Here is a 14,196-nt window from a genome sequence, read left to right on the forward strand (position 1 = left end):
TGCTAGCTTTCGGGCAGGTGCTCTACATAAAGCCACTCCGAATCCAGCTCCCCGTGGCGTGAGCACTTAGTGTGCCAACCATCGGGGCGCACCTGGGCCACCATGCGGCGGCCACAGATCTGGCAATAGCGTGGCACGTCGAGGCCGGCTGCGGCCGCCGGGTGCAGCGTGAATTCCTCTTCGACCGGCTTGCCGGTATTTGGATGGAAAATCGGCTCGTCCCCAGCCAGTACGGCAGCAGCCAATTCGGATGTTGGCTCGGATAAACCAGCCACTACAGGGCCTTAATCGGCAGATCGATGCGGTTCAACATGTCCACATCCTTTTCAATCTGCTGGCCCAGGGTGGTCAAGTAGTTGCCGGCAATGATGGCGTTGATGCCGCCGAGCAGGCCGCGCTCCGTGCCGTCGTCGCCAAGCGAAAGCTCGCGGCCACCGGCAAAGCGCAAGGTGGTAGACGGCATAGCCAAGCGGAATGCCGCCACGGCGCGCAGGCCCTCACCCAGCGGAACCAGCGGACGGTCCGCAAATGGGGTGCCCGGGCGCGGATCCAGGAAGTTCATCGGCACCTCGCAGGGGTCAATCTCTGCCAGCTGCGCGGCGAACTCGGCGCGCTGCTCCAAGGACTCGCCCATGCCGATGATGCCGCCGCAGCAGACCTCCATGCCTACCTCGCGTACATAGTCGAGGGTCTGCTTGCGCTCCTCCCAGGTGTGGGTGGTGACCACATTGGGGAAGAAGGAGCGGGACGTCTCCAGGTTGTGGTTATAACGCTGCGCGCCCATATCCTTCAGGCGCTGCGCCTGCTCGCGGGTCAGGGTGCCCAGGGAGCAGGAAATCTCAATATCGACGGCATCATTAATCGCTGCAATCGCCTCGCCTACCTGGTCCAGCAGCCGATCATCCGGGGACTTCACCGCAGCGACGATACAGAACTCAGTAGCACCGGTCTTGGCGGTCTTCTGCGCCGCCTCCACCAACTCCGGGATGTTGAGGCGCACGGCGCGCACTGGGGACTCGAAGAGGCCGGACTGAGAACAGAAGTGACAATCTTCTGGGCAGCCGCCAGTTTTAATGGAGATAATGCCTTCCACCGAAACGTCTGGACCACACCACTTCAGGCGGGTCTGGTGGGCGATATCGGCGATTTCTTCCAGTTGGGAATCCGGGACCTGTAGTACTTGCAGTAGTTCTTCCTGGTTGAGGCCTTTGCCTTGCTCTAGGGCTTTTTCACGGGCGATCTCAATAATGCTCATGGTGTGAACACTACTTGAACAGCGTTCAGGTTTGGTTAAAATCACATGAAATTTTTCCCACCGTTAGGCTCGGTAGCATGACGCTTTATGATGACACCCTCTCCCTCCTCCAAGAACTTATCCGCAATGCCTGCGTAAACGACCTCACGCCGGATTCCGGCCACGAGGTGCGCAATGCGGATAGTCTGGAGAAATTCTTCGCGGGCGAAGACGTACAGATTGAGCGCTTCGAATCCCACCCAGGTCGCGTTTCCATCGTCGTGACCGTCCCCGGCGATCCAGAAAAGGAACCGCTCACCCTCATGGGGCACACGGACGTCGTCCCCGTCGACGAGCCCAAGTGGACCAAACCGCCCTTCGAGGCGCTCATCGAAGACGGCAAGCTTTACGGCCGCGGTTCCGTAGACATGCTATTTATTACCGCCACCATGGCCGCCGTCACGCGCGAGGTTGCCCGCGCCGGCAACACGGGCGGCACCCTTGCCTTTGTCGGCATGGCAGATGAGGAGGCCCGCGGCGGTCTCGGCGTGCGCTTTATGTCCGAGAACCACCCCGATGCCTTTTCCTGGAAGAACTGCTTATCTGAAACCGGCGGCAGCCACCTGCCCGGCGCGGTGGGCTTCAACGTGGGCGAAAAGGGCGCCGGCCAGCGCCGCCTGCATGTGCACGGCGATGCCGGCCATGGCTCCACCCCTTATGGCAAGGACTTTGCCATCGTAAAGATCGGTGAGGTAGCCCGCCGCATCGCCGCCGCCGAACCACCCACAGCCTCCAATGAGATCTGGGAGGGCTTCGTGCGCACCTTCAAGTTTGACCCCCAGACGGAGCAGGAGCTTATCGACGGCACCGGTGACTACTCCAAGTTCGGCAACCTCGACGCCTACGCGCATGCCTTTAGCCACACCACCATCGCCGAGACCGTCCTGCGCGCCGGCGGCGCCATCAACGTGCTGCCCTCACATGCCTACCTGGAAATGGATGTGCGCCCCTTCCCCGGCCAGACCCAGGAGGATCTGGATGACTTCCTGCGCAGCGCGCTTGGAGACATGGCCGATGAGGTAGAAATCGAACACCTCATTACTGAAGATGCCACGCAATCCTCCACCGATACCGAGCTGTGGCGCGCCATCGAGGCCACCTCCAAGGAATTCTTCCCAGATAAGGCCGTCGTACCAGTTCACGCCACCGGCGGCTCGGATCTACGCTTTGCTCGGCGCAAGGGTGGCAACGCCTATGGCTTTGCCATGCACGCCGAGGGCCGCGATATGGCCAGCGCCAACTCGCAGCTGCACAGCCATGACGAGCACCTCTACTTGGAGGATCTGAAGCTCACCGTGCGCGCCTACCGCAGCCTGGTCAATCGCTTCCTCGGCCTGTCACAGGCATAACAAGTGTGGCAAGATGTCTGGCATGAGCTTTGCACGTAAGTCCGCGCTGCTATCTGCAGCTACCGCCCTGACCGTAACCCTCGCCGCCCCTGCCGCTGCCCATGCCGACGCCGTTGATAACCTCCTCGCCAAGATGCCTGCCGGCCAGATTTCCTGCTCCCAGGCCAAGCAGTACTGGACCAACTCCGCTGACTACAACCAGAAGAAGTCCCAGGCCCTCGCCGTTGCCACCGTGCACCCACGCGGCAACGAGGTCCGCGACGCCATCGGCCGCATGGACGAAGCTATTGCCCGCTGCGGCCTAAACGGCACCACTGGCCAGGGCAAGCCGGTCAACACCGGCGGCCAGCGCGGCAATGCCCCCGCACCAAAGCCGGCTCCGGCCCCGGCACCGGCACCTGCGCCAGCCAAGAATGCCAAGGTCATCGAGCTGGGCACCATCCCGGGCCAGCCAACTGTCGACGTCCCCTTCTTAGGCCAGACCTTCCGCATCCCGGATGCGGCCAAGATTGCCCAGAACGCTGTATCCCAGTTCCAGCTGCCACAGATTCCGCAAATCCAGCAGCTGCAGCAGCTGTCTTCTTTCTAGTGTCTTCTTTCTAGCAGTCTAGCTGAAAATAGATCCCGGCATGCGCGCTGCAGCCGGGATTAAATTTATGCCCGCAGTGGGGACATGCAGGCGCGGCGGAATAAGCGTGGTAGTTCATCTCGGTGCGGCAGGCGCCGCAGAGGACTGAGGGGGCGTCGGCAAGCATGGGCCCAAACTCATGCTCAGTAAGCTCGGCGTGGCACAGCGCGCAAGCAAAATATTTCCCGCAGGTGGCGCACTTATTGGCCACCACGTCCAGCGGCGAATGCCAATGCTTGCACCGGCCTTCCGCATCAATCGCGCCGTGAATCTTCATGGCCGTCAGCATACGCGCTGCCCTGCTGCCACTGCTGCTTCTTTTCTTCAGACTTCTTGGCATTGCGCACTGCCTGAATGCCCACCACGATGGCAATGATGATCGGCACCCACACCTTGCTGTAATCCATCAAAAATACGAGCCAGTCGGGCGGATCGATGTCGATGTTGAAGTCGATATTCGGCACCGGCAGCTCTATCTGCGGCAACTCCGGCACCGGGAGCGCGATATCCGGCAGGTCGATATCCGGCAGCTCCCAATCCGGCAACAACCGAGACAAGATGCGTTTGATGATCGGGCCAAGCACGATTACGCCAATGGCCCAGCCGGACTTTCCCAAGCCGCCCAAGAGCGGATATAACACCCGCTTAACGGAGCTATCCTCCATGGCCTTACGGCGCTTCTCCCCCAGTGAGCCGGCCGGCGGATCTAGGGCAACTGCCTCCTCGCCATTGCGGTAGTAGACGTCTAAAAGCTCGCCAAAGGGGGAGGCTTGGATATCTAGGTAAGGCTTGGTTCGCGGGGCGGAGTTCTCGAGCAGGGTGAGGTCTTTTTCGATCTTCTTTTTAAGCGAATAGCGGCCCGCACGCGGCCGATCGTGGCGGCTGCGTACCTGACCGTTAACCACAATCTGCAGGCGCGGGCTGGGATTCTTCCGCCAGAGCCGGAGGCGTTCCGGCAGGGTGGCATCGCCTGGAACCGGGGTGAAGTCCTTCGCTTTCTTCGGCCACTCACCCAGCTCAGCGAACTCGGCATCATACCCGCGCTGCACCTCGATGGTGCCCACCTCGGGGTGCTCTAGGCGCCAGGTCTCCATTAGTTCTTCCCTGCCTTGGAGCCCACCACTGCACCCAGCTTGCTCGCGGCCCATGCCAGGAAAACAAACACTGGGAGGTAAATCCACGTTCCCTCATTGAAATACAGGGACATGGCGGCAAAATAGGCCAACCCTGCCACACTGAAGATGGTCCAGGAGGCGCGGAAAGTGGCGCCGTCGACAAGAGCAATGATCACCGTCAGCACGGCCATGAGGATGAGCAGGGCAAGGCCGGGAACAAGGTGGTAGACAGCGGGCGGCAGGCCAACGAAGACCGCGACCATGGCGATGGGCGCCCACCATTGCCACCAGACGCGGCTAGGCTCGTCTTTTGTTTCCGCTTCTTCTTCTAGCTCCTCAAACATGCACCCAACCTATCACAGGGCTTGGCAGAACTTATGGGGGAGAATTCCTCCCTATGTCCGGCTTAATCCTCCCCGCGGAGGATACCGCGCTGAGCAGGGCATACCTAGCGTTGAGTACATGAAAAGCACACCACTTATTCTCGCGGCGGGCGCGATATTTGGTGCCATCTACGGCACCAATGCGCTCCTACCAGATATATACGACAACCCCACCTCTGAGGTGCAGGCCGGCTCGGCCCGCATCCCCGGATTATCCTGCGCCGAGGAAGACGGCTCCACCACTGCCGAGCCGCGCTGGGACTGTGACGGCACCCAGATCCGCGCTAAAAAAGTCGGCGTACAGGACAAGGACCAAGCCACCCGCCGGTACCTCCGGGCAATGGGTGAAGGTACAGCCATGCCGGAAGGAGACATCGACCGCGACGGGGATAAGCGCACGCTTAGCGATGGCGACCTCGTAGCCATCAGCATCGAGGGCGATGGCCCCACCTCGTTCCTCTCCCTGCGCGGACCGCGCGCTGAAGAACTCGCCCAGGAGGTAGAAAAGGCATGAAGAATCTATATTGGCTATCTATCGCTTTCGGTCTGGTAGTTTCCGGCTTTTTCTTTGTTGATCGCCGTTTTACCGAGGTGGGGCTCATCGGTGCGCTCATCTGCGCTGGCTTGACGCTTGGACTGGGATTCTGGTGGTTTAGGCCGCGGCCGATGCGGCAGGGCATCCTATGGGGTGCGCTCGCCCAGCCGGTGGTGGTAAGCCTCAACGACCAAATAGTGGGGATCTCAGACAAGCTGGGGCTTACCTACCTGGACGCGGCCTTTTACTCGCCGCTTCCAGAAGAAACCATCAAGCTCCTCGGCGTCGTTATTATTATTGCGGCTTTTGGAAACGTGAAGCATCCCTACCAAGCCGCCGCGGTCGGCATGGCGGTAGGCCTTGGTTTTGATGTCATGGAAAATGTGCCGTTCATCCTCAACGCGGCCATCGATAACTTGGACGGCGACCTCTGGGGCGTCATCATTACTGGTATCGGACGATTCTTCACTGGCGCCTTTAGCCATGCGCTGTATACGGGGGTTGCGGCGTGGGGCGTCGGCAAGCTCTATGCGGGCGGGCGCCACGGGTATTGGCAGGTGGCCGGTTTCTGGCTGGCCGCTATTGCCCTACATACCTTGTTCAATGGCGCGACCATGATTGCGGGTGACTGGCCGGCGACCATCCTTGTTATCGCCCTCATCACCTGGACGCTTATTATCTGGGGCCTGCGATTCATGCACAAGCAAGATAGGAAATATGCGGCACAAAGAAGCGAAAATACCCTACCCACTAAAGATCCAGAATATAGCTTCTGAGCTGCCTAAACGTCTCAAAAAGGCTCGTGTCCGAGGGGTGTTATAAGGTGTGAATCGTACACAAGTTCACACGATTATTTAGGTACGATGCGCCATGGAAGAACCCTACTTTTCCACGACCAACACCACCGACCCCACCACACGCTTAGCCTTTGAGATGCGAAAGGCGGAGTACGAGTTCTGGGTGAGCCAAGTCCCGGATCTCGATTCTGATTTCGAATTAGTTACCCAATCCCTCTACCGCACTACCGGCGTTAACGAAGGCCGGATCGGCCATATCCTCATGGCGCTGCACCGCTTGGAGGAGCTGCCTGAGCTGCAGGCCTTACAGCACCGCCTCTATCATTTAGACCTCGACCGGATTATTGCCATCAATAAGTCCCTCAACCGCTTGGGCAATCCGACGCCAGAGGTGGTGGCGCGCATCGATGAGCAGCTCACTGCCTACCTCACCCCTACCCGACCGAACCAGACCATGCGTACGCAGGCACAGATCAAGCGCAAACTCAACGAGCTCATCAACCTCGCCGATGACACATTGGCCGTCACCCAGGGCCCCACCCAGCCGCGCTACACCATGGAAAATTGGGGCGATAACACCTCGGCGGTGACCTTGAGTGCGGACCCGGCGGTTATCGCGAGCGTCGATAAGTGCATCCGGCAGACCGCGCTAGAGCTAGATTGCTCGCTTGCCGACGCCGCCGTTGCACTCCTCACCGGCCGTACCCAAGCTCCCGAAATCATCCTCAACGCCTATAAAGCCACCGACGTGCCCAATTCCCCAGCGTTTATTGAATCCGTGGGCTGGCTCGACCCGGCGCGGTCGAATGCGCTGCCCTACACCAAAATCCGGGAGATGGACCCTAACCAGGAGGTCAAAGGTTACGTCACCCCGGCGGCCATGGCTGCGTACTTAGAAGGATTTGACGGCACCTGCCGTTATCCCGGCTGCAATCGCCCGGCCACCGCCTGCCAGAAGGATCACCGCATCAATCATGCGGATGGCGGTCCGACCACTCCGGCAAACCTCGCCTGCCTCTGCCAACACCACCACAATGTGAAGACCGATGGTCGCGCTTTCTACGTCATGGACCCACATACGCGCGACATCATCTGGCTTTTCGAGGATGGATCCTGGACTACCACGGAGCCCTCCGGACCACTAGCTCCGAAAAATACGAATTGGGTGCAGACCTTTGCACAAACTATGACCGCTCACCGCACACGAGCATATGAAGAGGCCCAAAAACTCATGCGCCAGCAGAAAACCACCCCTAGGGAGGAGGAATAAAACCACCGGCTGCCCTACAGTGGCTGGCATGACGCAAAACTTATTCACACTGGATGAGCTCGTAATTACCCAGACCAAGTCCTTCCTCAATGATCAGTTCATGATCACCGATATCGACGGCACCCCTGTGGGCACCATCCTGCAATCCACCAGCCTTAAAGATATGGTGTTTAAATCCTCTCGCAGCTTGGAGGTCGCACTCACGGATGCCGAGGGGAACCCCCTCCAGACGGTCATGACGATTTCGGATCCGCCGAATTTTCTGCGGGATACCTATGAGGTGCACTTGCCGGGAATCGAAAAGCCCATGGCCGTTATCACCAAGCGTTTCTCCATGCTCAAGACAAAGTTGGACTTGACCATGGAGGGCTTTGCCGACGTCGAAATTCACGGCGACTTCTGGGATTGGAACCTTTCCATCACTTCAGAAGATCGCCTGCTTGCTGACGTCTCTAACGAATGGACTGGCATGGGTAATTTCTTCATGGGCAAAAACACGTACCGCCTGCGCATCACGCCGGGCCTCAATGAGCAACATCACGCCGCCATCATCGGCGCCGTGATGAGCATGGATATGCTGCGCACCAAGCAAAAGAACAGCGACTAGGAAAAATAAAAAGGTGTTGTTGTAAAGTTGGGTGGAGAACCGCGAACACTCCTTTCTTCGTCGCCTGGCCAGCATTATGGCCCAGCCTGCTTAGATATTCTGGAAGACCCAGTTGACGATCACCGCGTCCGGGTTCGGTTGCCTGTTGGCAAACATCGCGCCTTGCCCTTTCCGTAATGAGTGCATCGCTTCCATCCCTTTCAACGTCCGATATACAGATGTCCGGTTCTTAAACGCGCCTTTCGGCCCGAGGATCCGCTTCAGCCGACCATGGTCGCCTTCCAGGATGTTGTTGAGGTATTTCACCTGCCGGTGTTCCACTGTTGGCGGGCAGATTCCCTCTGACTTCAACTCGGCGATTGCCCTGGCCAGGGAGGGTGCTTTATCGGTGTTGATCACCCGCGGGAACCCGGTTATCGTGTTCGACCTCAGGGTCTTGGCCAGGAAACGCTTCGCTGCGGCCACGTTCCGCTTCGAAGAGAGGTAAAAGTCCAGGGTCTGACCACCGGCGGTGATCGCCCGATAGAGATAGCACCACCTGCCGCCGACCCGGATATAGGTCTCATCCACCCGCCAGGAACTGGCCTGCCAGTCAGGTACCTGCCGGTACCACCGAGTGTGCTTGTCCAGCTCAGGGGCGTATTTCTGGACCCAGCGGTAGATCGTGGTGTGATCGACCGGCACGCCCCGCTGAAGTCATCATTTCCTCCAGATCGCGGTAGCTCACCCCGTAGCGGCAGTACCACCGCACTGCCCACAGAATGATGTCACGGGGGAAATGACGACCAGAGAAGATACCCATGGCTGTGATTATTTCACGTCGCTCTTCCTACTGCCCCAACCTTGCAACAACACCCTTCCGGCCGCGAACCGGTGGCGCCACGATGTGGCCGAGGCGGAAGGGAGGCCGACACCCGCCCCGAAACTCGGGGTGGAGGACGTCTACGCCAAGCTGACTCCGACTGCGGTGAACATTCCCCACAGGGGAAACATTGGCGTCGAGTTCGACGACGGGTACATGTTCGGTGGGCACCCCGTGACGGTGAAGACGAAGAGGGACGGAACTCCCACCTCGATCGAGATGGACGTCTAACCCGACAGTCCTTCTCCCACCTTGCCCTGCCGGGCAGGATGAGGGTTGATTGCCGGGTTATCGCTTACTCGGCAGGGGCTTGGCGGAGCGGAATGCGCTCACCGTGAGGTGTTTTCGCTGTTGAACACCCACTTGCTCTGCAGGATGAAGTTGAGGGTGGTGGCTATTGCCTGCGAAATCACCCACGAGAGGAAAATCGTGTGTTCGAAATCCGCCAGCGGGATACGGGCGAGCTGTTGACCAGTACCGCCATGATCAAACACGCGGTGTAGACGATGAGGGCCCTCAGCTTCTCGGTGGTGGACCGGTTGCCGGAGAAAGTCACAAAGCTATTGGCGTAGTAGGCGAACAGGCTGCCCAGGATGTAACTGATTGCCCGGCCGATCAGGGCGTTTGCCCCGGAGGTTTCGAGGAAGTGCATGGTGCCGAAGTCGATGGCGACACCGATGACTCCCACGATGCAGAACAACACCACTGCCCGGGCGTTTTTCGTGTACCTGCCCGTCGACCGTGGTCTATCATGGGCGTCGTCGACTTTCTGGCTTGGGATGAGGTGCGTCTGCGGGGTCAGGTCCTCCCGCCTAGTGCTGTTGATCTCAATAATTTTGCTGCCTGCAGTCGTTATAGCTAGGGAGCGAAGCAGAAGAGTAGATACTTAGATTGCGGTGAGGGAATCGAAATCGCCTCAGGGTGTTAAGAGGAGCATCTAGAATGAATGTATGACAGTGGCTCGCTACCAAGAGTCGCCCAAAACCCGGCTCTTCCTCTTCATCTCATCGCTTGCTCCAGCATTCATCATCGCAGGGTTGCGGCTTTTTAATGCTCAGCGGATGCTGGCGGTGCTGTTACTCGTCGTCGGCGTAGTAACTTTCTTGCTCACACCACTAGTGCTACTTTCACGACGTAAGGCAGGGAAGCAGGAATTCGTGGTCTCTAATGTTAAAGATGAAAGTTCTCAAATCCCTACATACTTGATTACTTTCATCTTCCCTTTCCTGTTTTTATCAGAACAGATGAGCGCTTCCTTAGTCGCGGCCTATGTAGGATTTGCTGCACTCATGGTTGCTCTTCTCTATCGCACATCTTTAATATTAATTAACCCATTTATGCTGATAGTGGGCTATCGTGTCTTTTCAGTTGACATTGTAGGACAAGGTGGTGCCTACATCATCTCCAAAGAACCACCATTGCCCTCGCAATCCACTTATACTAGGAGAATTGCTGACGGGCTCTACATTGCTGTGGAGGAACGCACAGGCTGAACAAGTTAATCTCATATCAACTAGGGAATTATGGACAAAAGCACCGCTGATGAACTTCTCGATTTTGTGGATTTGACGAAGCCAGTCCGCCTCATTCTTGGTTATCGATCAAATGACGACAAGGTCTCTCTGAGACGAGTGGCTCTCGCACAGGATGCTCAAGATATGTTTGCAGAAATTGCGAGTGAAGTACTTGAAAATCGGAAGCAGAGAGATCCTGAAGAATGGGAGCCTGCCCGTCCCGTATCTAAGGAGACTTATCTCGTCACCACGTGTGAGGCAGTCGGAGAGGTGCCTCAGGTCTCGAAGTCAAAAGTGCAACCCCTTCTAGCGGCTTTGATTGATACTCAAAATATAGCCGAGATGGAGGGGAAGACCCTCTTAAAAACAGATCCATACTTTTACGCTTTCCAATTTGGTATCGGATCGGATTCTGTAACTTTCCTGCGCAAGCTCAATCCTTTACGTGGGCTACGTAAAAAAAGACTAGGTTTCTTGGATGACGAGCTGAGTCTTGCGCATCATGCAGTCTTCGCTTTCGACTCTTGTGTGGACCTGATCATTACAGAAGAGCACTTATTCGTGTTCAACCAGACTGCCTTTGCTGCCATCTTCCGAGGCCAGGAAGAACTTAAAAAGATGGCGAAAGGCTGGATCGATGGGATCAAGGATTCAACCCCGATGACGCAGGAATCTTATGAGATTCTTCTGGCGAAGGGGGTACGTGACTCTCGGGTCGCCAAGCGTATAGAAAGCATCGCACGTAGAGGGCACCTCGATTCTCTAGATACTTCTGACCTTCGGGAGGGTATGGAGGAATGCGACCTCAACCCCTCGGTTTACATGAATCAATCCAATGAGCTTGTCTTAACGGCGGATACTTTGTTCGATATCCTCAAATTTTTAAACGAAGATATGTTTCGTGGTGTCTTAACTGACGACCCCTACGAAGTTGATAGTAAAGCTCGTCGAGATTAATCAGCGGTGTCAGCCAAGTGTGTTCTATGATTGACTGGGGTTGCCCGCAAATTGTGGACACATAGTAGAGCTACCTAGTGGTTAGGCGGCTATTTCTTTTCTACCGGTGGTTAAACCAATGTGGTTCTCGAAGTCGACGGGGTTGGCCATCCCGAGTGAGGAGTGCCGACGTCGGCGGTTGTAGACGACTTCAACCCAGTAAGCAACGGCTTTACGTGCGGCATCACGGGTTGACCAGCTCTTACGGTCGTAGAACTCGGTTTTAAGCGTTGACCAGAATGACTCGGCCATCGCGTTATCGGAGCACACACCGGTATGCCCTACGGACTGAGTAATGCCCGGGTTGTGGCAAACCTCCCAAAGCTTCTCGCTGGTAAATTGCGTTCCGCGGTCAGCGTGAAACACTAGCCCGTCAGGCACGTCACCACGCAACGTATGCGCCATCCGCAGGGCCCGTTCGACCAGGAACGTATCTTGAATGCTATCCATAGCCCATGCCAGCACCCTGCGAGAATGGCCATCGCGGACCGTGCACAAGTACAACCAGCCTTCAGTAGTGCGCAGGTAGGTAATATCGGTGCTGTTGCAAAGTTGGGCGGAGAGTCGAGACGACCCAGTTTCTCATTTCCTGATGGCCGCTGCGTGCCGGCGTTCTCGGGCCGTCTCGAAGACCCGGTTGACGATCACCGCGTCCGGATTGGGGTGCCCATAAGCAAACATCGTGCCCTGACCTTTCCGTAATGAATGCATCGCTTCCATCCCTTTCAACGTCCGGTAGGCGGAAATTCGGTTTTTGAACGCCCCCTTCGGTCCCAGGATTCTTTTAAGTCGGCCATGATCTCCCTCGAGAACGTTGTTCAGGTATTTCACCTGCCGGTGCTCCACCGTCTGAGGGCAGATTCCCTCCGCCTTCAGCTCGGATATTGCCTTGGCCAGAGCTGGTGCCTTGTCGGTGTTGATGACCCGCGGGGACCCGGCTGTCGTATTCGATCGCAGCGTCTTGGCCAGGAAACGCTTGGCCGCAGCCACATTCCGTTTTGGTGAGAGGTAGAAATCTAAGGTCTGCCCACCGGCGGTAATAGCCCGGTAGAGGTAGCACCACGTGCCGCCGACCCGGATATAGGTCTCATCCACCCGCCAGGACCGGGCCTGCCAGTCGGGTACCTGCCGGTACCAGCGAGTGTGCTTATCCAGCTCAGGGGCGTATTTCTGCACCCAGCGGTAGATCGTGGTGTGATCGACTGGCACACCCCGCTCGGTCATCATTTCTTCCAGATCGCGGTAGCTGAGCCCGTAGCGGCAGTACCACCGCACCGCCCACAGGATGATTTCACGGGGGAAATGCCGACCGGAGAAGATGCCCATGGCTCTGATTATTTCACGCCGGTCTTTCTACTGCCCCAACTTTGCAACAGCACCTTATAGCGTATGTTCCGCCATATGCTAAAGCATACGCCTAGCAATATGTAGTCTTACCTGCTCTTTTGTACGTCTAGCTAGGGTGTTGGGTGGTGAAATCGACAGACTTAAGGGCGGCTACGAGTGTCTCTGTGTGCATTTTGCCTCGTGGGCGGCTTTTATAAAGGCAGGGGTGGAATCATACTTCTAGGTCTCGTCAGGTGTGGCTGCTAGCGTTAGTGCTGGTTCACAATCACGCCCCGCTACTTGTGGTGGGGTGTGGGCGTGACTTCCTCGTCGGTGCGCGGTAAGGCCCGCGCGTGACGTGGGCTGTCCCGCGCGCCCTTTTTCAGGCGAGCGGACAACCCTACGACGCAAGGGGAGGTAGACAATGGGTAAGCACTCATTGGATACACTCGGTCGCAAAAGAAAAGACCTTGACGCCACGAAGCTTAGCTGGCTCGATGTGGCAATCAAGGTCATAACACTTGCGACCGTAACAGTGAAGCTCATTGCAGTTGTGCTTCACGTGGGTCTTTAAGGCCCGAGGGTCTCAACGAGCTGGCACTCGTTGGGGCCCTTTTTATTGTGCAGCCGCAATTCAAAAGTGAACTGTGCTGTCATGTCTTAGGCTAATGTGCGCGCGAAGGTTTCGCAATACTCTCCCACACTGAGTACCCATGCCTCTTCTCCTGCTTAGGTATTCATTCCTGCCACATCAGTTGGCTGCGTTCTCTGCACTCAGGGTGTGTTAGCGTTATTCCCGTAAGATCCTGATGCGCAAAACGCACAGTCTCAGTAGGAAGTCTGAGCGATAACACTAACCAGTGCTATCCGTCGCTTTAGCTCTTAATCTCATGAGAGCTAAAGAATCCAGCGTCGTCAGGTCCGCTTTAGCGTACCTGGAGACAACTTTGCCTGCTCAATTCACCCTTTTCCACGATGGTCAATTTTGGTGCGGAGTCTACGAGACTTCCAGCAACAACCAACTCCGCGCCGTCCGAGTAGTTTTCGGTCCAGAACCTAATAATGCCGAACTCTATGAGTGGTTACTCGTCAATGGTTCTTCCCTAGTCAAACGTGCCCATCGTTCCGTACCTATACCTGGCGCTATTGAAGAGCCACAACGAGGAAATCCCAAACGCCTGCAGCGGAAAGTCAATAAGGAGCAACGCAAGACCTCAGGGGTGTCCTCGAAGGCCCAAGAAGCAACAAAGTTAAATTTCGAATTAGCTAACGCAAACAAGAAGAAAGCTTCGCGGATCGCGCGGCGCGAAGAAGCACAACGGAAATTTCAGATCCGTGCCGCTAAAAAGAAGGCCAAACATAAAGGCAAGTAGTCGAAGGCGTCAAAGCGAAGTTGCCATACTGCGGGAGTAAAGCTGTGTAGTCGTGTGTCTGCTTCTGCGCACCCGTCAGTCCTGCCATATGTCCAATGTTGTGTAGTTCTACCTGCGCTTTCGCACGTCTAGTTAGGGCGTTGGGCG

The 14,196-nt window shown here is 56.9% G+C and carries 17 protein-coding genes and 2 pseudogenes; 10 read left to right on the forward strand and 9 right to left on the reverse strand.

The window, feature by feature from the left end:
• Positions 1-2: 2 nt before the first annotated feature.
• Together MHY24_RS06140 and bioB are read right to left on the reverse strand one after the other, a co-directional pair.
• Positions 3-275, reverse strand: a complete 273-nt coding sequence (locus MHY24_RS06140) for a hypothetical protein (RefSeq protein WP_239228720.1) — start codon at positions 273-275, stop codon at positions 3-5.
• Positions 275-1,255 carry a biotin synthase BioB gene (bioB, locus tag MHY24_RS06145; protein ID WP_239228721.1) on the reverse strand — a complete coding sequence of 327 codons (981 nt, stop codon included), beginning with the start codon at positions 1,253-1,255 and terminating at the stop codon, positions 275-277. The genes MHY24_RS06140 and bioB overlap by 1 nt, the downstream gene beginning before the upstream one ends.
• Positions 1,256-1,332: 77 nt before the next feature.
• Here bioB and MHY24_RS06150 point away from each other — a divergent pair, with 77 nt between their 5' ends.
• Positions 1,333-2,643, forward strand: a complete 1,311-nt coding sequence (locus MHY24_RS06150) for a M20/M25/M40 family metallo-hydrolase (RefSeq protein ID WP_239228722.1) — start codon at positions 1,333-1,335, stop codon at positions 2,641-2,643.
• Positions 2,644-2,665: 22 nt separating this feature from the next.
• Positions 2,666-3,232, forward strand: a complete 567-nt coding sequence (locus MHY24_RS06155; RefSeq protein ID WP_239228723.1) for a hypothetical protein — start codon at positions 2,666-2,668, stop codon at positions 3,230-3,232.
• A gap of 10 nt (positions 3,233-3,242) precedes the next feature.
• On the opposite strand, the gene MHY24_RS06160 is transcribed toward MHY24_RS06155, so the two are convergent.
• Genes MHY24_RS06160 through MHY24_RS06170 form a run of 3 tightly spaced genes read right to left on the reverse strand, consistent with a single transcriptional unit; the run spans position 3,243 to position 4,730 of the window.
• Positions 3,243-3,548 carry a CHY zinc finger protein gene (locus MHY24_RS06160; RefSeq protein ID WP_239228724.1) on the reverse strand — a complete coding sequence of 102 codons (306 nt, stop codon included), beginning with the start codon at positions 3,546-3,548 and terminating at the stop codon, positions 3,243-3,245.
• Positions 3,526-4,365 carry a hypothetical protein gene (locus tag MHY24_RS06165; protein WP_239228725.1) on the reverse strand — a complete coding sequence of 280 codons (840 nt, stop codon included), beginning with the start codon at positions 4,363-4,365 and terminating at the stop codon, positions 3,526-3,528. Before MHY24_RS06165 ends, MHY24_RS06160 begins: the two co-directional genes overlap by 23 nt.
• Positions 4,365-4,730 carry a heme transporter gene (locus MHY24_RS06170; protein ID WP_239228726.1) on the reverse strand — a complete coding sequence of 122 codons (366 nt, stop codon included), beginning with the start codon at positions 4,728-4,730 and terminating at the stop codon, positions 4,365-4,367. The genes MHY24_RS06165 and MHY24_RS06170 overlap by 1 nt, the downstream gene beginning before the upstream one ends.
• A 118-nt stretch (positions 4,731-4,848) precedes the next feature.
• Between MHY24_RS06170 and MHY24_RS06175 the strand changes: the two genes are divergently transcribed.
• From MHY24_RS06175 to MHY24_RS06190, 4 genes are all read left to right on the forward strand, one after another.
• Positions 4,849-5,283, forward strand: coding sequence for a hypothetical protein (locus tag MHY24_RS06175; RefSeq protein WP_239228727.1), 435 nt, complete (start codon positions 4,849-4,851; stop codon positions 5,281-5,283).
• The gene (locus MHY24_RS06180; RefSeq protein WP_239228728.1) at positions 5,280-6,080 is read left to right on the forward strand and encodes a PrsW family intramembrane metalloprotease; all 801 of its coding nucleotides are present in this window, start codon (positions 5,280-5,282) and stop codon (positions 6,078-6,080) included. The genes MHY24_RS06175 and MHY24_RS06180 overlap by 4 nt, the downstream gene beginning before the upstream one ends.
• A 94-nt stretch (positions 6,081-6,174) precedes the next feature.
• Positions 6,175-7,371: an HNH endonuclease signature motif containing protein gene (locus MHY24_RS06185; RefSeq protein WP_239228729.1), complete on the forward strand. Its 1,197-nt coding sequence runs from the start codon at positions 6,175-6,177 to the stop codon at positions 7,369-7,371.
• Positions 7,372-7,399: 28 nt separating this feature from the next.
• A complete protein-coding gene (locus MHY24_RS06190) occupies positions 7,400-7,978 on the forward strand; it encodes an LURP-one-related/scramblase family protein (RefSeq protein ID WP_239228730.1) in 579 nt (192 codons plus the stop codon).
• Between the two features lie 90 nt (positions 7,979-8,068).
• Here MHY24_RS06190 and MHY24_RS06195 read toward each other — a convergent pair.
• A pseudogene (locus MHY24_RS06195) lies at positions 8,069-8,780 on the reverse strand (IS6 family transposase).
• Between MHY24_RS06195 and MHY24_RS06200 the strand changes: the two are divergent.
• Positions 8,757-9,071, forward strand: a complete 315-nt coding sequence (locus tag MHY24_RS06200; RefSeq protein WP_239228731.1) for a DUF2262 domain-containing protein — start codon at positions 8,757-8,759, stop codon at positions 9,069-9,071. The pseudogene MHY24_RS06195 and the gene MHY24_RS06200 overlap by 24 nt on opposite strands.
• Before the next feature lie 178 nt (positions 9,072-9,249).
• Here the strand turns inward: MHY24_RS06200 and MHY24_RS06205 are convergent, their stop codons facing one another.
• On the reverse strand, positions 9,250-9,528 hold the full coding sequence (locus MHY24_RS06205; RefSeq protein WP_239228732.1) for a GtrA family protein: 279 nt from the start codon (positions 9,526-9,528) through the stop codon (positions 9,250-9,252).
• 262 nt (positions 9,529-9,790) lie between these two features.
• Here MHY24_RS06205 and MHY24_RS06210 point away from each other — a divergent pair, with 262 nt between their 5' ends.
• A complete protein-coding gene (locus tag MHY24_RS06210) occupies positions 9,791-10,333 on the forward strand; it encodes a hypothetical protein (protein ID WP_239228733.1) in 543 nt (180 codons plus the stop codon).
• Positions 10,334-10,363: 30 nt separating this feature from the next.
• Positions 10,364-11,311, forward strand: a complete 948-nt coding sequence (locus tag MHY24_RS06215) for a Kiwa anti-phage protein KwaB-like domain-containing protein (RefSeq protein WP_239228734.1) — start codon at positions 10,364-10,366, stop codon at positions 11,309-11,311.
• Between the two features lie 126 nt (positions 11,312-11,437).
• Here MHY24_RS06215 and MHY24_RS06220 read toward each other — a convergent pair.
• Both MHY24_RS06220 and MHY24_RS06225 read right to left on the reverse strand, forming a co-directional pair.
• A pseudogene (locus tag MHY24_RS06220) lies at positions 11,438-11,890 on the reverse strand (IS3 family transposase); the annotation flags it as partial.
• A gap of 42 nt (positions 11,891-11,932) precedes the next feature.
• The gene (locus MHY24_RS06225; protein ID WP_239228735.1) at positions 11,933-12,676 is read right to left on the reverse strand and encodes an IS6 family transposase; all 744 of its coding nucleotides are present in this window, start codon (positions 12,674-12,676) and stop codon (positions 11,933-11,935) included.
• An 890-nt stretch (positions 12,677-13,566) separates the two neighbouring features.
• Between MHY24_RS06225 and MHY24_RS06230 the strand changes: the two genes are divergently transcribed.
• Positions 13,567-14,049, forward strand: coding sequence for a YjdF family protein (locus tag MHY24_RS06230; protein WP_239228736.1), 483 nt, complete (start codon positions 13,567-13,569; stop codon positions 14,047-14,049).
• Positions 14,050-14,196: the final 147 nt, after the last annotated feature.

It is taken from the genome of Corynebacterium sp. ACRPQ (genome assembly GCF_022347225.1).
Classification (GTDB): Bacteria; Actinomycetota; Actinomycetes; order Mycobacteriales; family Mycobacteriaceae; genus Corynebacterium; species Corynebacterium tuberculostearicum_D.